This is a genomic window from Streptomyces sp. NBC_01717, from assembly GCF_036248255.1.
Taxonomy (GTDB): domain Bacteria; phylum Actinomycetota; class Actinomycetes; order Streptomycetales; family Streptomycetaceae; genus Streptomyces.
In genome coordinates this window covers 6,383,007-6,399,204 of sequence record NZ_CP109178.1, presented here as the reverse complement: position 1 = coordinate 6,399,204, position 16,198 = coordinate 6,383,007, and the positions used below count along the sequence as shown (strand labels likewise).

At 69.8% G+C, this 16,198-nt stretch carries 27 protein-coding genes; 24 read left to right on the top strand and 3 right to left on the bottom strand.

Features of this window, described 5'->3' with window-relative positions; all coding sequences use genetic code 11:
* The first annotated feature begins 21 nt into the window (after positions 1 to 21).
* The 7 genes from OHB49_RS28920 (at position 22) to OHB49_RS28890 (ending at position 2,711) form a co-directional block, all read left to right on the top strand.
* Complete coding sequence (locus OHB49_RS28920) at positions 22 to 192, top strand: hypothetical protein (RefSeq protein ID WP_329163947.1); 171 nt, start codon at positions 22 to 24, stop codon at positions 190 to 192.
* Complete coding sequence (locus tag OHB49_RS28915; protein ID WP_329163946.1) at positions 189 to 548, top strand: hypothetical protein; 360 nt, start codon at positions 189 to 191, stop codon at positions 546 to 548. The genes OHB49_RS28920 and OHB49_RS28915 overlap by 4 nt, the downstream gene beginning before the upstream one ends.
* A gap of 38 nt (positions 549 to 586) precedes the next feature.
* On the top strand, positions 587 to 1,141 hold the full coding sequence (locus OHB49_RS28910; RefSeq protein ID WP_329163945.1) for a WhiB family transcriptional regulator: 555 nt from the start codon (positions 587 to 589) through the stop codon (positions 1,139 to 1,141).
* A 27-nt stretch (positions 1,142 to 1,168) separates the two neighbouring features.
* Positions 1,169 to 1,501: a hypothetical protein gene (locus tag OHB49_RS28905; protein WP_329163944.1), complete on the top strand. Its 333-nt coding sequence runs from the start codon at positions 1,169 to 1,171 to the stop codon at positions 1,499 to 1,501.
* A 2-nt stretch (positions 1,502 to 1,503) separates the two neighbouring features.
* A complete protein-coding gene (locus OHB49_RS28900) occupies positions 1,504 to 1,650 on the top strand; it encodes a hypothetical protein (protein ID WP_329163943.1) in 147 nt (48 codons plus the stop codon).
* Positions 1,651 to 1,797: 147 nt separating this feature from the next.
* Positions 1,798 to 2,100 (top strand): hypothetical protein, encoded by a 303-nt coding sequence (locus OHB49_RS28895; RefSeq protein WP_329163942.1) that lies wholly within the window; start codon positions 1,798 to 1,800, stop codon positions 2,098 to 2,100.
* Between the two features lie 32 nt (positions 2,101 to 2,132).
* Positions 2,133 to 2,711, top strand: coding sequence for a hypothetical protein (locus tag OHB49_RS28890; protein ID WP_329163941.1), 579 nt, complete (start codon positions 2,133 to 2,135; stop codon positions 2,709 to 2,711).
* Position 2,712: 1 nt separating this feature from the next.
* On the opposite strand, the gene OHB49_RS28885 is transcribed toward OHB49_RS28890, so the two are convergent.
* Both OHB49_RS28885 and OHB49_RS28880 read right to left on the bottom strand, forming a co-directional pair.
* Entirely contained in the window at positions 2,713 to 2,934 is a 222-nt protein-coding gene (locus OHB49_RS28885; protein ID WP_329163940.1) for a hypothetical protein, read from the bottom strand.
* Positions 2,935 to 2,975: 41 nt separating this feature from the next.
* Positions 2,976 to 3,239, bottom strand: a complete 264-nt coding sequence (locus OHB49_RS28880; protein WP_329163939.1) for a hypothetical protein — start codon at positions 3,237 to 3,239, stop codon at positions 2,976 to 2,978.
* 191 nt (positions 3,240 to 3,430) lie between these two features.
* On the opposite strand from OHB49_RS28880, the gene OHB49_RS28875 reads away from it, so the two are divergent.
* The 4 genes from OHB49_RS28875 to OHB49_RS28860 are packed head-to-tail and all read left to right on the top strand — an operon-like array spanning position 3,431 to position 5,556.
* Positions 3,431 to 4,225 carry a DUF2637 domain-containing protein gene (locus tag OHB49_RS28875; protein ID WP_329163938.1) on the top strand — a complete coding sequence of 265 codons (795 nt, stop codon included), beginning with the start codon at positions 3,431 to 3,433 and terminating at the stop codon, positions 4,223 to 4,225.
* 17 nt (positions 4,226 to 4,242) lie between these two features.
* Entirely contained in the window at positions 4,243 to 4,377 is a 135-nt protein-coding gene (locus OHB49_RS28870; RefSeq protein WP_327246565.1) for a hypothetical protein, read from the top strand.
* 7 nt (positions 4,378 to 4,384) lie between these two features.
* On the top strand, positions 4,385 to 4,930 hold the full coding sequence (locus OHB49_RS28865) for a hypothetical protein (RefSeq protein ID WP_329163937.1): 546 nt from the start codon (positions 4,385 to 4,387) through the stop codon (positions 4,928 to 4,930).
* Positions 4,927 to 5,556, top strand: coding sequence for a hypothetical protein (locus OHB49_RS28860; RefSeq protein WP_329163936.1), 630 nt, complete (start codon positions 4,927 to 4,929; stop codon positions 5,554 to 5,556). The genes OHB49_RS28865 and OHB49_RS28860 overlap by 4 nt, the downstream gene beginning before the upstream one ends.
* Before the next feature lie 214 nt (positions 5,557 to 5,770).
* Here the strand turns inward: OHB49_RS28860 and OHB49_RS28855 are convergent, their stop codons facing one another.
* The gene (locus OHB49_RS28855; RefSeq protein WP_329163935.1) at positions 5,771 to 6,304 is read right to left on the bottom strand and encodes a hypothetical protein; all 534 of its coding nucleotides are present in this window, start codon (positions 6,302 to 6,304) and stop codon (positions 5,771 to 5,773) included.
* Positions 6,305 to 6,475: 171 nt separating this feature from the next.
* Between OHB49_RS28855 and OHB49_RS28850 the strand changes: the two genes are divergently transcribed.
* The 13 genes from OHB49_RS28850 to OHB49_RS28790 all read left to right on the top strand — a co-directional run bounded on the left by OHB49_RS28850 (position 6,476) and on the right by OHB49_RS28790 (position 16,118).
* On the top strand, positions 6,476 to 6,976 hold the full coding sequence (locus OHB49_RS28850) for a hypothetical protein (RefSeq protein WP_329163934.1): 501 nt from the start codon (positions 6,476 to 6,478) through the stop codon (positions 6,974 to 6,976).
* Complete coding sequence (locus OHB49_RS28845) at positions 6,973 to 8,319, top strand: phage terminase large subunit family protein (RefSeq protein ID WP_329163933.1); 1,347 nt, start codon at positions 6,973 to 6,975, stop codon at positions 8,317 to 8,319. The genes OHB49_RS28850 and OHB49_RS28845 overlap by 4 nt, the downstream gene beginning before the upstream one ends.
* Before the next feature lie 11 nt (positions 8,320 to 8,330).
* A complete protein-coding gene (locus OHB49_RS28840; protein ID WP_329163932.1) occupies positions 8,331 to 10,643 on the top strand; it encodes a phage portal protein in 2,313 nt (770 codons plus the stop codon).
* A 2-nt stretch (positions 10,644 to 10,645) separates the two neighbouring features.
* Entirely contained in the window at positions 10,646 to 10,990 is a 345-nt protein-coding gene (locus OHB49_RS28835; protein ID WP_329163931.1) for a hypothetical protein, read from the top strand.
* Positions 10,987 to 11,613: an HK97 family phage prohead protease gene (locus OHB49_RS28830; RefSeq protein WP_329163930.1), complete on the top strand. Its 627-nt coding sequence runs from the start codon at positions 10,987 to 10,989 to the stop codon at positions 11,611 to 11,613. The genes OHB49_RS28835 and OHB49_RS28830 overlap by 4 nt, the downstream gene beginning before the upstream one ends.
* A gap of 216 nt (positions 11,614 to 11,829) precedes the next feature.
* Complete coding sequence (locus tag OHB49_RS28825; protein ID WP_329163929.1) at positions 11,830 to 13,131, top strand: phage major capsid protein; 1,302 nt, start codon at positions 11,830 to 11,832, stop codon at positions 13,129 to 13,131.
* Positions 13,131 to 13,361 (top strand): hypothetical protein, encoded by a 231-nt coding sequence (locus OHB49_RS28820; protein WP_329163928.1) that lies wholly within the window; start codon positions 13,131 to 13,133, stop codon positions 13,359 to 13,361. Before OHB49_RS28825 ends, OHB49_RS28820 begins: the two co-directional genes overlap by 1 nt.
* Position 13,362: 1 nt before the next feature.
* Positions 13,363 to 13,623, top strand: a complete 261-nt coding sequence (locus tag OHB49_RS28815; RefSeq protein WP_329163927.1) for a hypothetical protein — start codon at positions 13,363 to 13,365, stop codon at positions 13,621 to 13,623.
* 3 nt (positions 13,624 to 13,626) lie between these two features.
* Positions 13,627 to 14,307: a hypothetical protein gene (locus OHB49_RS28810; protein WP_329163926.1), complete on the top strand. Its 681-nt coding sequence runs from the start codon at positions 13,627 to 13,629 to the stop codon at positions 14,305 to 14,307.
* Positions 14,307 to 14,762, top strand: coding sequence for an HK97 gp10 family phage protein (locus OHB49_RS28805; protein ID WP_329163925.1), 456 nt, complete (start codon positions 14,307 to 14,309; stop codon positions 14,760 to 14,762). The genes OHB49_RS28810 and OHB49_RS28805 overlap by 1 nt, the downstream gene beginning before the upstream one ends.
* On the top strand, positions 14,762 to 15,211 hold the full coding sequence (locus tag OHB49_RS28800; RefSeq protein ID WP_329163924.1) for a hypothetical protein: 450 nt from the start codon (positions 14,762 to 14,764) through the stop codon (positions 15,209 to 15,211). The genes OHB49_RS28805 and OHB49_RS28800 overlap by 1 nt, the downstream gene beginning before the upstream one ends.
* Positions 15,208 to 15,510 carry a hypothetical protein gene (locus tag OHB49_RS28795; RefSeq protein WP_329163923.1) on the top strand — a complete coding sequence of 101 codons (303 nt, stop codon included), beginning with the start codon at positions 15,208 to 15,210 and terminating at the stop codon, positions 15,508 to 15,510. The genes OHB49_RS28800 and OHB49_RS28795 overlap by 4 nt, the downstream gene beginning before the upstream one ends.
* A 41-nt stretch (positions 15,511 to 15,551) precedes the next feature.
* On the top strand, positions 15,552 to 16,118 hold the full coding sequence (locus OHB49_RS28790) for a phage tail protein (protein ID WP_329163922.1): 567 nt from the start codon (positions 15,552 to 15,554) through the stop codon (positions 16,116 to 16,118).
* Positions 16,119 to 16,198 lie beyond the last annotated feature (80 nt).

Below are 16,198 nucleotides of genomic sequence, written 5' to 3'. Positions count from 1 at the left end.
CGCAGACAGGAGGAACCCACCATGACCGCCGCACTCCTCGCCCACGCCGACGAATACGCCATCGCAGCCCTCCTGTTCCTCGCCGCCCACCTCTGCGGCCGGCTGGAGCGCTGGTACACCCGCCACGCCGCCGCCCACCAAGCCATCCGCGAGGGATGGACCGCACCCACCACGGAGGACCGAGCAGCATGACCGAGCAGCGCACCCCCCTCGACGACCTCACCAGCGACCAACTCGACGCCCTGTACGACCGCGTAGCCGAGCTGGAGGCCGAGCGGCAGAAATCCGACGCGATCAATGCCCAGGTCGACGCAAAGACCGAGCAGCAACTCAACGACGCAACCGAGGTCGTCCAGTACTACAAGGCGCTGGCCGAGCGGACGCAGGCATGGGGCGAGCAGGAGTCAGCACGCGCCAAGCGATACCGGGCACGCATCGACGCCGTAAAGGCCGTCCTCGCCCCCCACGACTGGCCCCACGCCCAAGTCCGCGCCGCAGCCGTCCGCGACGCCCTCGCCCCGCCGTCGCAGCCGCCCGCCACCCTCTGACCCTGCCAACCACCCACCCCGGAGAGGGACGACACACCATGATCGAACTCCCCGCGTTCCTCGACCACGGACGCGCCGCCTGCACCACCGACCCCGACCTCTTCCACTCCACCCACCCCACCGCGCAGGAGCAGGCCCGCACCATCTGCCGCGGCTGCCCTCTCCGGGCGGAGTGCGCCGACTACGCCCTCACCGCCCCCGAGCCCACCGGCACATGGGGTGCGCTCACCGCCAAGGAACGCCGCCGCATCCTCCGCCCCGACGACGACACCACCCTCGACGAACAGGGCAGGGTGCGGGTGCCGTGCGGCTCGTACAAAGCCCTGTGCGCCCACCTCGCATACGGGGAGCAGTGCGAGGTGTGCCGCGACGCACAGGACGCGCGCATCGAGGCGCAGCGCCGCGCCCGCCTCGCCGAGGAGCACGCGGCCGGCGGATCGGAGGCCGGGGCCGCGATTCACCGCCGCCTCGGCGAGCCCGTCTGCCTCGGCTGCCTGCGGGCCGAGCGAGCGAAGAACGCGGTACGCCGCCAGCTGCGGCGCGCAGCGAAGCGAGGCAAGGCGCCGCGGCCTGCGCTGGCACTGGCGTCATGACCACCACCACGAACAGGGAGCAGCACCATGCCCGTTGACCCGTACCGCAACGTCACCAAGGCCGTCGACAGGCTGACGACGCAGGTCCGACGCGTCGCCGAGGCGATGGTGGCGCCCGTCGTCGAGGACACAGACGCCCGGCAGACGACGGGTGACGACGCCCCGCGGCAGCCCGCCTATGACTCCGTCCTCGCGTACATCCGCAGTGAGCCCACCGACTTCCTGCCGACCACCGTCGTCGAGCGGAACGCGATGATCTGGCACGCCGTTCACGCTGCCCTCGACGCCATGCCCGAGCACCCGGCCGTTGCCGAGCTGGCCAGGATCCGCCGCACCCTCGGCACCACCGAGGAGCACTGACCATGCGCCGCGCCATCCTCACGGCCGCCGTCACCGCGCTGCTCGCCCTCGCCGCCATCGGCGCCTACGCGCTGCTGGCCGGCCTCGATGCCGCCCGCGCCACGACCACACCCACGCCGAGCCCCAACCCTGCACCCGTCGAACGGTGACGACGCAGGCCAGACGCCCCGCCACCGACCCGAGGTGACGGGGCGTCGCCATGCCCGGACGACGCCCGTCATCGAACCCACGTTCACCGACTCGACACATCCCCATCACACCGGGCACACTCACCCCACCATCAAGGGGGCCCGACCATGTCACAGCGGTACGTCGAAAAGCGCGGCGCGAACCACACGCTCCACCTGATCCTGTCGCTCCTCACCTGCGGACTGTGGGCCATCACCGGGTGGCCCATCGCCGCCGCCATGGGCCGTAAGACCGTCACCAAGGTCCCGACCTACCAGCCGCCGCAGCAGACGTACGTCTACCCGCCGGCGCAGCAGCAGTACGGGCAGCCGCAGCAGGGGTATCCGCCGCAGCAGCCGCACCAGGCCCCGCCGTACTACGGGCCGCAGCAGCCGCCGCCCGGTGGCCAGTACGGTCCCCCGCAGCAGTAGACGAATTAGGTAGGAGCAGCAGGGGGGAACCGATGGATGCAGGATGGTCGGCGGTCATAGCGGGGGCGGCCGGGCTCGCCGGGGCCGTGATCGGCGGGTACTTCGCCAAGCAAGGAGTCATCGCAGGCGCCAAGGCATCGGCCGACGCCATTGCGCATCAGGTGGAGCAGCAGAGCCGCAACGAACATGTGCATTGGGTTCGAGGAGAGCGGCGGGCATCCTATGGAGAGGTGTTGCGCGCCTACGGCGAAATGGTGAGGACTTTCGCGGCACACCATAAGGCCGTCGAGGAGCAACAGCCCCTAGACGAGTTGAATCAGCGGTCCCTCGAAGCCTGGGCCCTCCTTGCTATCGCGTGCCAAGGGACCCGTCTATTCGGCCCGGACGAGGCATGGTCCAAGGCCTGCGAGCTGCAAAACAGGTCTCAGACAGTGTGGGATCATCAACAGTTATTTGCTCACCAAAGCCAGTCCGGGGGCGGCCCCAGGCTGGCGGAGGTAACGACCGAACTCACGCAAGCCCGCACGGACATGGTGCAAGCGTGGAACCGGTTCTCTCAAGTCTCCAACCAGTTGCTGGTCGAAGACATTCACGCCCGAACCACCTCGTGATCTATGTGGGGGCGGACCACACGTCGGGCCCGCCCCCGCGCCACTCGATCAGACTCGACAGGATCACGTCGTCCTCGTCGATGTCGTCCATCCCCGCCCGCCGCAGGAACTCCACAACGTCCCGCAGGCCGTGCGCAAGGCCGAGGATCTCCCCGTCGACACGCACCCGCCGGCCACCCGTCGGCGACGGCGGGGAGATCACGATCGGCAGGGAACCAGCCATGAGGCCAGCCTCGCCCCGACGGGCCGACGACGCACGTCGAGCTACGCCGACGACGCCCTGTTCTTCCCCGCGGCGATCTGGCCGGCCGTCTCCCCCGTCGTCCCGATCCGCTCGCCGATCGCCCGGTACGTATGCCCCTGCGACTTGGCAGTGATGACCGCCTGCTGACGCACATCGGCCAACACCCGGTGCAGCTCGGGCCACTCGCGGAGCAGCTCGGAGCAGGCCGCGGCCCGGTCTACCGCATCGGGGATCGCCTCCAGCGCGCGCAGCGCCTCACGTACCCGTTCCACCTCGTCAGCCACAGCAGCTACCTCCCGCCCGGAGCGTAGGGCTGCACAGACGCCCGCCCAAGGGGTACCCTCTGGAATGCCAGGGGGTACCCCTTGGTCGCGTCACGACGGGCCGACGACGCCCGACGACGCCCTACAACTGAACGAGCCCCGCAGGTGCGCTAACACCGAAACGGGGCTCTGACCACCGGAGAGTGACCTCCATGGCTACGCGCCAGCCTACGCACAACCCCACCCGCAGTGACACCATCCTGCGCCTTGCAGTCCTCGCCGCCGTCCTCACCATCGGCCTCACCGCCGTCACGTTCTGGCTGTCGTACGAGGCCCTGCACACCCTCGCCTCCGACAACGGCCTCCAGGGCGAACGCGCATGGGCATGGCCCGCCACGATCGACGCGTTCATCATCATCGGCGAGGTACTCATCCTCCGCGCGTCGCTGCTGCGCCGCGTCGACTGGCTCGCCGTGTTCCTCACCGCCTCGGGCTCGATCGGCTCGATCGTCCTCAACGTGGCCTCTGCTGGTGAGGTCGACAGGATGACGCAGGTCGTGCACGCGGTGCCTCCGTGCGCGGCGCTGCTGATCTTTACTGCGTTGATGCGGCAGATCTATCGGGCCCTGTCGGCGCCCGTCGTCGCCCCGTCGACCAGCGTCGATGCGCAGCCTGACGCCCCCGTCGTCGAGCGCGTCGAGGAGCCCGCGCCGGTGCTGCCTCCGATGCCCGCGCAGGCGCCGGCCCCGCAGCTCCCGCCCGCCGCGGCGCAGCAGCCCGCGCCGATCGTCTACCGCGACCCGAGGTGCGCAGCCGTCCGCCCGCTGTACGACGGAGGGACGCGGCCCGGCACTGCCGCCATGCGAGACGCCCTGATCGTCGCCGGACATGGCCGCGTCGGCGACTCCACCATCCGCGGCATCATCCGAGCCGAGATCGAGCAGCGCGAGCCGAGCCTGAAGAACCTTCCGGCCACGCTCCCGCTCGCCGCCGGGCAGAACCCGTAGGCCCGGCCGTGTTCGCCGTGTTCTTTGTGCTCGCGGCCCTCGTCGGTCTCCTCGGCCTCGCCGTGGTCGACGTTCGCACCGTCCCGCCTGTGAGCGGCACGTGCGCCCTCATCCTCACCCTCGCCGCCCTCGGGCTGGCCATCCTCCATTGAGGACCCCATGAATCTGGGCACAACTGCCGTCAGCCTCGGCGGCATCACCCTCGGCACGATCATCGTCGTACTCGTCGTTCAGCGCTGGTGGAAGAAGGGCGGCGGGGGAGGTGGGAAGAAGGGCGACGACGGCGGCAGCCGCGATTGGAAGCAGCTCATCCCGTTCACCGTGGCCCTCGCCTACGGCATCCTCGCCGTCCTCGCCGCCGGGCCGATCAGTCTCCTCGGCCTCGTCACCCGTTTCGGCCTGTGGGGCGGCGACGGCATCGGCACCCTGTACCTCGTCTACGGCGTCGGCGGCTCCAGCCCCGACGTCACCCGCGCTGCGCCCGTCGTCCTCACCGCAGGCGGCTACGCCGTCTACGCGATCTGGACGGCCGTCGTCATCGGCAACTACCTGTGGTCGAGGCGCCTGCCCCGGCTCCAGTCCCTTGCCGGGATCCTCGCCGGGATCCTCCTCGGCCTGTCCAGCGGTGTGGCAGGCACCGCCGCCGTCCCCCTCGCCTCCGCGGTGAACGTGGCCGGCAGTTGGTACGCCGGGGTGGTGCAGTGAACCTCGCCCCGATCGTCACCCGCCTCGGCCGCGGCACGACCGCGAACGCCCGCCGCGCAGGCCGCGCGTTCTGGGACGACGTCCCCAACAAGGAGCGTGCCGCCCGTCTCGTCGCCCTGCTCGTCGGCTGTTGGGTGGCCGGCGGAATCGTCCTCGCAGCCCGCGGCACCCTGTGGGCACTCCTCACCGTGTGGTGCATCGCCGCATGGCGCACCGGCCGCCGCATCGAGCGGGAGGAGCAGGCCGAGGCCGCGTTCGTCCAGTGGATCTACGGGCGGATCGGCGACCGCAACGGCGTGCTGATCGCCGAACTCCTCGACGGGCTGCACCAGTCCGGCATGCATAAGGAGTGGGACGCGGCCACCCTCCGGGGCGTTGTCGAGCGCCTCGGGATCCCCGTCCGCGACTCCCTGAAGGTGGGCGGCGCTGTATCCACCGGTGTCCACATCGACGACCTCACCGCCGTATGGGACGTACACACAACCCCTCCCCCGGCCGAGGATCCCAACCCCTCCCCCGCCCCTGTGAGCAGCGACAACTACCCAACTACCCTCCGCGTCGTGCACTCCGCGAGCGGGGCACAGGTCACCGTCCACCCGTACCGGGAGGAGGTGGAAAGCGCATGATCCGCGCCCTCCTCGCCCTGCTCCGGTTCGATCAGCAGGAACTCCCGTACTGCCCGCAGTGCGGCGGGCACTACCCCGCACACAGCCACTGACCCGACCCACCTGTCTGCGTCGGCCCGTACCGTAGCCATCGTCCCTATTCATGCTGCTGGCTGCGGCGCTGCGGACTCCGAGGCCCCACCCGATCAGCGCCGGGTGGGGCCTCACTCACGCTTTACGCCCCCTGCTCGGTGCTGATCTCATCCAGTCGCCGCCGCATGGCGGTCTGGACCGCCGTGTACCGCTGCCTGCCCAACCGTACGGATCGTGTCATCTGCCTGTACGCAAATGCGGCAGGGACCGCCGTGATGGCCCCGAAGCCAACCACAGTGGACAGAAAGCAGAACCACGCCCAACCGGGATGCGGGCCACCGCTAACGCCCAGCCAGTACAACGACAACGCCTCAGCAGCTAGCAATATGCTGACAAAGGCCGTCCAGAAGTACGCCAACGGCAGTGGCGGAAAGGCCCTCAACTCCTCGCTTCCCTTGTCTATTTGAGCTGTCATCTGATGGGACGCTCTGGCCACCACTTCGAAGGAAGGTCGGTCTCCAGCCTCCTTCAGGATCTGCTCACCAGCCCTTGCAGCATCCTCAATTTGGCGGGCGCCCGACACCGCGAGCTTCGCGATCTGATGAACTTCCACCACCCCCACCAACCAAATCACTGGCACAACTGCCGCGATCGTTGCCGCGTACGTCTCAGTCATCCGCATTGGCACATTCTGCAGCCGGAGCACCGGACTACACCCGCAGTTGCTTGGACCCAAGGCCCCATCCGGTCATCGCCGGGTGGGGCCTCCCTATGCCTGGCACAGACAGACCTCAAGATCGAGCCGCGTCCGAAATCCGTACCCTCCCGAGCAGGAGGAGGTACGAACATGGACGACCCCAAGGCACGGCCCCACGGCGGCGACGGCCAGTTCGTGCGCAGCCTCACCACGGCGCAGCGCGACGCCGAGGCAGCCCGCCTCCGCTCGAACGGCTGGACGTACCCGCGCATCGCCGCCAAGCTCGGGTTCAACCACAAGGCCGACGCGTACAACGCCGTCAAGCGGGTCCTCGACGAGACCGTCCGCGAGGCCGGTGACGACCTGCGCGCCCTCGAACTGGACCGCCTCGACGGCATGTACGCCGCCGCCATGGAGGTACTGGAGCGCGAGCACGTCACCGTGTCCAACGGCCGCGTCGTGTCCCTCGACGACGGGACGCCGCTCCCCGACGACGGGCCCGTCCTCCAAGCCATCGACCGCCTGCTCCGCATTCAGGAGCGCCGCGCCCGGCTCCTCGGCCTCGATGCCCCCGTCAAGCGGGACCTCACCCTCACCGATGAGCGTGTCGCCGCCATCGAGGCCCTGGCCGAGGAGCTGGCCGGGCCGTGACCGTAACCGACCTGCGGAGCCGTCTCTCCGGCGCGACAGACGAGGAGCTTGCCCTCCTGGAGGAGAAGCTCCGCGCGAAGCTGTGGCAAAAGCGGTGGGACAAGTGGACCCCGTACCCGTGGCAGGTGGCCCCGCAGCAGATCGAGACGCTCGGGTGGTGGCTCCAGCTCGGAGGGCGCGGCACCGGCAAGACCGACGGGTGCGCCCGGTACATGGTCGAGCACGTCAACGGCCCCGCCTGCGACCCCCGGTTGAAGGGCGGGCACCGCATGGCCATTGTTGCCCCGACACAGGGCGACGCCGTCGAGGCCTGTGTCAACGGCCCGTCCGGGTTGAAGGGCCATGACCCCCGCGTCGTGCTGCGCACCACTAGCGGCGGCACCTACGCCCGGTGGCCGAACGGGGCCGAGGCCAAGCTGTTCGGCGCCCACTCCCCCGACGACGTCGAGCGCCTCCGCGCTGGTGGTAACCGGTGCCTCGTATGGATGGAAGAGGCCGCAGCGATGCGCCGCCTCGGTGCCGCGATCACGCACTCGGAGATGGGTCTCCGCATCGGCCCGAACCCGCACTACATCGCCTCGACGACACCCAAGCCACGCACCGAGCTGATCGAGCTCACCCGCCGAGCAGACGTCACCGTCACCCGCGGCCGGACCCGCGACGCGCACCACCTCCCGCAGGAGCAGCGCGACAAACTGATCCAGAAGTACGCCGGCACCCGCATGGAAAAGCAGGAGCTCGACGGGCTGCTCCTGGAGGACATCGAGGGCGCCCTCTGGTCCCGCACCCGCCTCGACTCCACCCGTGTCGGAGCGGCCCCGCCCATGGTCCGCATCGTCGTCGCGATCGACCCCGCGGCTAAGGGCGGCGACGAGTCGGACGAGATGGGCATCATCGTCGCCGGGATCGGCCAGGCCTACATCCCCGACCGCAACGGGTTCGCTCGACGCCATGGGTACATCCTCGATGACCTGTCCGGGCGCATGTCGCCCGAGGAGTGCATGCGCAAGGCGGCGCAGGCGTACCACGCGTGGAAAGCGAACGTGGTGGTGGCCGAGGTGAACAACGGTGGCGACTGGATCGGGACGACGCTCCGGCAGATCGACCAGACGGTGAACTACAAGACCGTTACCGCGACCCGAGGCAAGGCCACCCGCGCCGAGCCCGTCGCCGCGATCTTCGATCAGCTTGCCGCGCACGTCGTGACGTCGCTGCCCGAGCTGGAGGAGCAGCTCACCACGTGGGTACCGGGTGACGACTCCCCGGACCGGCTCGACGCGATGGTGTGGGCCCTCACTGAACTGATGCTCGCGCCCGCGGGCAACCTCGCCGCGGTCGCATAGGAGGACGCCACATGGGACGTATCAAGGACGCACTCAACGTCGCATTCGGCCGGCGCGCCATCGGCATGGACGCTCTCCGGGACCGGCGCCCGATCACCGTGGCCTCGATCGGCGGGCAGCAGTCCCTCACCCTCGACCTCGACGCCGAGGCCCGCGGCTACGCGAACAGTGCGGTGGCGTACCGGTGCGTGGCTGCGATCGCCGACAACGGGAGCAGTGTGCCGCTCGCGGTGCGCCGGCCGGACGGGTCGGAGATCGAGGGCCACCCGATCAGCCACCTGTTCAACAAGCGGCCCAACAGCCTCATGTCCGCCCGCGTCTTCAAGTCGCTGATCCTCCAACAGGGCGAGCTCGCTGGGCAGTCGTTCGTATGGCTGGACCGCGGAGAGACCGGGCTCGGCCCGGTCGCCGAGGCGCACATCGTGTTCGACCCGGTCGACGTGATCGTGTCCAAGCCACTCGCGCAGCGTCCCACCACGGCGGACATCATCGGTTTCATGATCCGGCGCCTCGACGGCGTACAGGTCCCTGTCCTGCCGGAAGAGATGCTGTGGCTGCGGTACCCGCACCCGTTCGAGCCGCTCGGCTGTCTCGCCCCCTGGAAAGCTGCGCGGCACGCGGTGGACATGGACGCGTACGCCCGTGAGTGGCAGCGCTCCAGCTACAAGAACGGGGCGTCGCCGACGGGCGTCGTCTACCTCGGCCAGATGGAAGAGACGCAGTTCAACGCCGCCAAGGCTGCGTGGCGCAGCAGCATGACGGGCCCGTCGAACGCGGGCAAGAACCTACTCGTCTCGTCGCCGCCCGGTGGCGGTACTCCCGTCTCGTACGCCCGCGTTGGGCTGACCGCCGAGGAGATGGATTACCTGGAGTCCCGCGTCGCGAACGCAGAGGAGGTGATGATGGCGTTCGGCGTCCGCAAGGACGTCCTCACCGGTGGCAGCACGTACGAGAACCAGACGGCCGCGGTCGCCGCCCTGTGGTCGCAGACGATCAAACCGAAGCTGGAGATCATCGGCTCGGAGATCGACCGCGTTCTCCTGCCCTCCGATGCCGAGGAGGCCGAGTTCGACCTCTCCGGCGTCGAGGCGTTGCAGGAGCAGCAGGACTCCAAGGCGAACCGCGCCCGCGCTGCGATGTACGCCGACATCACCATGGTCGACGAGGCGCGCGCCGTCCTCGGCTACGATCCGCTGCCCAACGGGATGGGGCAGAACACGCTCACCCCGTACCGCGCGCAGTTCGCCCCGGTGCAAGGTGTGCCGTCCGGTGATGAGGCCCGGTCATGGGACGCCGATTGGTCCCGTCTGCCCCCGTCGTCGCCTGATATCGCGCCCGTCGTCGAGCGGGCCGTCGAGTCCGCGCTTGCCCGCCTGCTCGTCGGCGCATCGGCGCAGGTCGACGCCCCTGCGACGCCCCGTCGTCTGGAGCTCACCCGCGCCGACGACGCCCCGTCGCCTCCGTCGCTCGACGACATCAACACCGCATACGACGACTTGGAGGCGGCCGGGCGCAGCGCCGTCCGAGCCTTGGCGCGCGAGCAGGCCACGCGAGTGCTGCGGGACTTTGACCGGCTGATGAAAAAGCCGGAGCGCTCGGCCGCGTGGCTTGGCGAGGTCCGCACCGAGGCGTGCGCCCTCGCCCGCGAGCAGGCCCTCACCCTCGCCCCGCCCGACCTCGACGTCGTGCCGGCCGCCCGCGCCACCGACATGGATATCGCCACCGGCCCGGACGGGTGGGAGGAGCGCATCAAGGCCCGCGAGATCTTCGACCCTCGGTACTGGCGGCGCCGCACGGCCGACGCGCTGCGCCCGTTCGTCGAGCGGGCATGGCGCCGCGGCGGGGCCAGCATCACCGCATCGTTCGACCTCGACGAGCCGGACGTGGCCGGCGCCCTCGCCGACCGCATTGACGAACTTGCCGGGCAGGTGACGGCGACCACGGAGCAGGTGCTCCGCAGCCAGCTGCTCGCGCACGGCGTGGCCGAGGGTGAGAGCGTGCCCGAGCTGCGGGCCCGTATCCAGCAGGTGTTCACCAACCTCGGTGACTACCGGGCAACGATGATCGCCCGCACGGAGACGGTGGGCGGCTACTCGGCCGCGTCGCACATGGCCGCGCTCGACGCGGGCGCGGTCCGCAAGACGTGGCTGTCGACCGATGACAAGCGCACCCGGCGCACGCACCGGGCGGCGCAGGGCAGCACGGTCCCGATGAACAAGCGGTTCACGCTCACCGAGTCCCGGTGGCCTGCCGACCCGGTAGCTCCTGCCAACCAGAGCATCCAATGCCGATGCGCCCTCACGTTCGAGTTCGAGGAGTCCTGATCATGGCCACTCTGCTGCGGGGCGAGGTCCCCGTGATCCTCCAGCCTGCTGGCACCAGCCAGTACGAGGGCGCCTATTGCCCGACGGGTGTGCCGTTCGCCGAGGTGCGCCGGGGCCCGTTCGATGGCAAGGCCGACATCGTCGTACGGCCGGACGCGGACGGCGAGTTGCCACGTCACATGACGTTCGGCGGCGGGGCCGTCGTCTACGAATACGACGGCCGAGACAACCGGCACCGCGCCGTCTACCGGTACGCCCCGCGCCTGTCCCCCTCGCACCGTGGGGTCATGGACGGTGTGGCCGAGGTCTACGCCGAGCACGCACTTAAGAAGGGTGAGCAGCGATGAGCGAGCTGGAATTCAGGTCCCTGGAGGACATCGATTGGCGCCTCGACGACGGGGCTGACGGCACGTTCGAGGGCCTCGCCTGCCGGTACGGCGTCGTCGATTCGTACGGCACCACGTTCCACCCCAAGGCATTCCGCAAGGGCCTCAAGGGTCAGTACGCCCTGTTGTTCATGCACTCCCCGTATCAGCCCGTCGGTACGTTCTCCGCCGAGGAGCGCGACGACGGCCTGTATATCTCGGGCCGGTACGACGACACCGCGGCCGGACGCGACGCCCGGACCATGGCGCGTTCCGGGTCCGCGTCGGAACTGTCCGTCGGGTTCGTCCGGACCGACCTGCCGGAGTGGTCCAAGCTCGCCGAGATGAGCGACGACGACCGCGAGGCCACCATCGCGAACATCAAGGGCGCCCGCCTCGTCGAGGTCTCCCAGATCACTGCCCGCATGGCCGCCGTCCCCGGCTCCAAGCTCAAGACCGTACGGTCCGCCCTCGGTGATCTGTACGAGCAGGTAGACGCCCCCACCCTCGACGAGCAGGCCCACACCGCCGAGGAGGAGCAGGCGGCCGACGACAGGCGGATGAACGAGCGGCGCCGCCGGGCAGCACGGCTCCGGCTGGTCTGACGACGCAGGTAGACGCCCGTCGCCGCCCGGCACAGACACACCTCCTCGACGTGGACACGCCGTTTCGATCTACCCTCGCCGCATGATCCGGGGCACTGACCGGACGTAAAAGACCAGTGCACGCCGGGCGCGATCCACCGGCCGTGAAAGACGGACCGCAGACCCCCAGACATCTGGGCGGCTGCGAGCCGTCCACGGAACCGGAAGGACGCCGCGATGAACACCAACTCGCTCCCGCGTCACCCCCGGACCGGAGTCCGCGCCGTCGGCATCGTCGGCGGACGCCCGGTCTACCCCATCAAGGGCGGCGCCCCGACGCTGCTGGAGCAGCGCGACGAGGTCGCCCGGCTCCTCGCCGATGACTCGTACGACGGCGACGTCGACGAACTACTCCAGCGCGCCGACGACATCGCCGCGAAGATCGAGCAGGCAAACCAGCGCGACGCCCGCCTCCGGTCGCTGCGTTCGGCATCACTGCCGGCCGGTGACCCGCAGCCCGACGCCCGGCAGCAGCCGGGCATGCAGCCCGACGACCAGGGCCAGCAGCACCCGGTGAGCGTTGCCGAGGCGTTCGTCCGGTCCAAGGCGCTGGAGACGTTCCGCGCGAACGGCAAGCGCGGACAGTTCGGAGTCGATCACCGCGTCGCCCCGGCCGGCACTGTCACCACGGGCACGCAGCCGCAGCAGAACACCCGCGTTCCGGGGATCATCCCGAACAACCCGGACTTCCCCCTCCTGGTGGCGAACCTTCTGGACCGGCAGACGTCGGACGGGACCACGCTGGAGTACATGCGGGACACGTCGGGTCCGCAGGCCACATGGAACAAGGCGGCCGTCGTCGCCGAAGGTGCGGACAAGCCCAAGACCGGGCCGTTCACGTTCGACCTGATCACCACCACCCTCAAGACGGTTGCCCATTGGGTGCCGATCACGAGGCAGGCCGCGGACGACAACTCGCAGCTGGTCGGCTACATCAACGGCCGTCTCACCTACGGCCTCGACTACAAGCTCGACCGCGAGATCCTCACCGGCAACGGGTCGACTGAGATGCAGGGCATCCTCACGACTGCCGGGATCGGCGCGTACCAGCCCGCCTCGGGCAACACCGACGCCAAGCTGATCACCGTCCGCAAGGCCAAGACGCAGGGCGAGTTGGCGATGTACCCGCCGGACGCCATCGTGATGAACCCGCTCGATTGGCAGGACATCGAGTTGGACACCGACGCGAACGGGCAGTTCCGCGTCATCACGACTGTCACCGACTCCGGTGCGCCCATGCGTATTTGGGGCCTCACCGTCGTGACCAGCGTGGCCATGACCGCGGGCACCGCGCTCCTCGGCGGCTACCGCACCGGCGCGACCCTGTGGGAGCGGCAGGGCATCACGATCCTCATGACCGACAGCCACGCGGACTACTTCACCGCGAACACGCTGGTCATCCTCGCCGAGCGGCGGGCGAACGTAGCGGTCCACACCCCGCAGGCGTTCGTCAAGATCACGTTTGCGGCGCTGCCGTAATGGCCGGCGTACCGATCCAGGCGACCGTCACCAAGGGCGGCGCCCGCATCGAGGGCCAAGAGACGCAGACGATCCGCGTGATCGGCAACGCGCCGGCCCTCCTGAACGGGACATCGCTGCCCGTCATCAACAACCAGGGCGCGACGTTCGCCGATCTGGCGGCCGTCACCACCGCCTACAACAACCTGCTGGCCGCGCTCCGCACGCGTGGCGTCATCGGAGGTAGCTGACATGGCAGCACGCAAGGACACCGAGGCTCCCGCGGCCACGGTCCGCACGCAGGAGTACGCGGCCGGCACCGGGTGGGACGTCGGACAGACCGCGCCCGAGGACGCTTTCCGCGCCCTCGACGGCGACGGACACAGCACGGTCGTCGGCCCGGTCGTGCACACGCACCCCGGCGGGCACGCCCGGCAGATCGTCGCCAAGGGGGGCCTCGTCACCGAGGGCGTCAAGCGCGAGCTCGACGCCGCCGAGAGCGACGAGGGCTGACCCATGGCGTACTGCTCCGTGGACCAGGCCCGAGACGCGGGCTGCACCGGCACTGACGCCGAGGTGGCCGCGTGGATCGGCGCTGCCACGGAGCGGATCACCTCGTACACGCAGCAGCAGTTCGAGCCGATGACCATGGTGGTGGTGGCGGACGTGGCGCCGGACGGGACCTGTCTCCTCCCGCGCCGCGTCCGCACGGTCACCTCTGTGACGCCCGTCGTCGCCGCCGACGACGCCCCGTCGCTCCCGTCGTCTGCGTACCGGGTCACGTCGTCTGACGTGCTCGGCAGCGTGGACGCCGTTCTCCTGCGGTGGGGCGGATACGACGACCTGATCGCCGGGGCCGAGTCGTACAACGGCGGCTACCGCGGACTGTTCGAGCGGTGGGGACTGGAACAGGCCCGCGTCGCCGGGGAGTTCGGGTATGCCGAGGTGCCGCCGCTGGTGGCGCAGGCGTGCGCTCTCCTCGCCGCGCACATTCAGGCGCAGGCTGCCCCGTCCGATGCCGACGCCGCACAGGATCCGGGCCTCGACGTGGACGACGAGGGCAACAACGTCCGCATCGAGGACGACGCCGAGGAGACGACGCCCGTCTCCGCGTCGGCGTCTACCGGATCGACGCAGGTGGACGCCCTCCTCGTCGGCTACCTCAACCGCGGTCACTCACTGATCGGCGGTGTGTGATGAGGATCGGCACCTCGGCCACCACCCGCATCAACACCCGCCAGTACGAGCGGGGCCTCCGGCGCGCGCTCGGCGGCATGTCCGACGACGTCAAACGCGCCGTGGACCGCACCCGCATCGACGTGCAGAACGAGGCCCGACGCAGGGCCCCCGTCGACACAGGGCGCCTCCGCTCCTCGATCGTGTCCCGCGCAGAGAACAGCGGGCGCACCGTCGGCTACGTGGTCGGCACCAACGTCAAGTACGCGGCTGCAATCGAGTACGGCACCGACGAATACGACATCTTCCCCAAGAACAAGAAAGCGTTGTACTGGCCCGGCGCCCGGCACCCCGTGGCCAAGGTCCACCACCCCGCCATGCCTGCCCGGCCGTTCATTCGGCCGGCGGTCGAGATGGCTGAGATCTTCTTTCGCGCGAACCTGTCGCAGGTACGTGCCGGGCGGGGGCGTCGCTGATGGCTGCCACGACCGCAGGGGCAATCAAGGCCCGCCTCGAATCCTTGGCGTTCGGCGTCCCGGTGTTCCGTGACGGGCCCCGCGAGGGACAGACACCGCCGTTCGTCGTCGTCACCGACGCGCTCAGCACCGGCCTCGACACCGCCAACGGGGATTTCGGCGACCCGGACGCATCGATCACCATCATCGAAAAGGCCTCGGTCGACCTGGTGCAGACCGCCCGCATCAAGACCAGTGCAACGACTGCGCGCAACGCCGAGCGGTACGGACTGGCCGAGGCCATCGCCCACGCCTTGCACGGGCACGCGCTGCCTGCCCACCCGGCCAAGGTCACCGCGGTGAAGGTCACAGACATGGACCGCTTCCCGATCAAGGACAACCGCGTCCGCACCTCGATCACCGTCGAGATCCACCGCGAGCTGCTCGCCTCGGAGGTGACACCCGCATGACCGCCACCATCCTCGACCTCCCCCGCGACGACGTGATCGCAGGCCTCGGCCCCGACTACTGGCCCGCCCGCCCCGACGCCCCGCTCCTGCGCATCGACCCGGCCGCCGCGGCGACCGACGGCGCCGTCATCATCTCCACCTCTCCCGGCCGGCCCGGCGTCATGTGGTGGCTGATCGACGGAGTCGTCCCTCCGCAGGCCGCAGGCCCCGTCACGGAGGAGCTGGCCGCACTGGTGCCGGGCTCGGTGCTGGAGGTACCTCCCCCGCCGGACCCGGAACAGCCCCCGCCCATCCAGTAGCCCCGTCCGGGCCGAACCCCGGCACCAGGAAGGAACCCACCATGCCGCTCCAGCGATTCACCCGCGTCTACGGAATCCAGGACGCCAAGATCAGCCCGCTCACTGCCGACCCGGCGGCGGGCACCCCGACGTACGGGCCCGTAATCGACGTGCCGGGCATCAAGTCGTTCGAGATCTCCGGTGAGATCGAGGTCAAGACCCTGCGCGGTGACAACACCAAGCTGGCCACGAACAGCGCGGTCACGAACATTCAGGTGGCCATCACCCACGCCAAGCTGTCCCTCGACGTGCTCACCGCGATCCTCGGCGGCACCGTCACCGACACCGGCACCACCCCGGCGCAGAAGTCCGTATGGGACCTGACCGGCGACACGGCGACGATGCCCCCGTTCAAGCTCGAAGGGGTTACCCCTCCGAACGGTGTCGACATCGTGGGCGGCGACATGCACGTCAGCCTGCACAAGCTCACGCTGTCCGCGTTCCCCGACCTCGGGTTCGCCGAGGAGGACTACCGGATCGCCTCGTTCACCGCGGACGCGGACCCGCTGCTGTCCAACAAGAAGTGGATCAGCATCGCGCTCAACGAGACCGCCGCAGCGATCGTCTGACCCCCGATCTCCGGGCGGGCGCGGACCACTGTCTACGCCGCCGCCCGCCCGGACCCTCTCCCCGCAGGCCGAAACCCGGC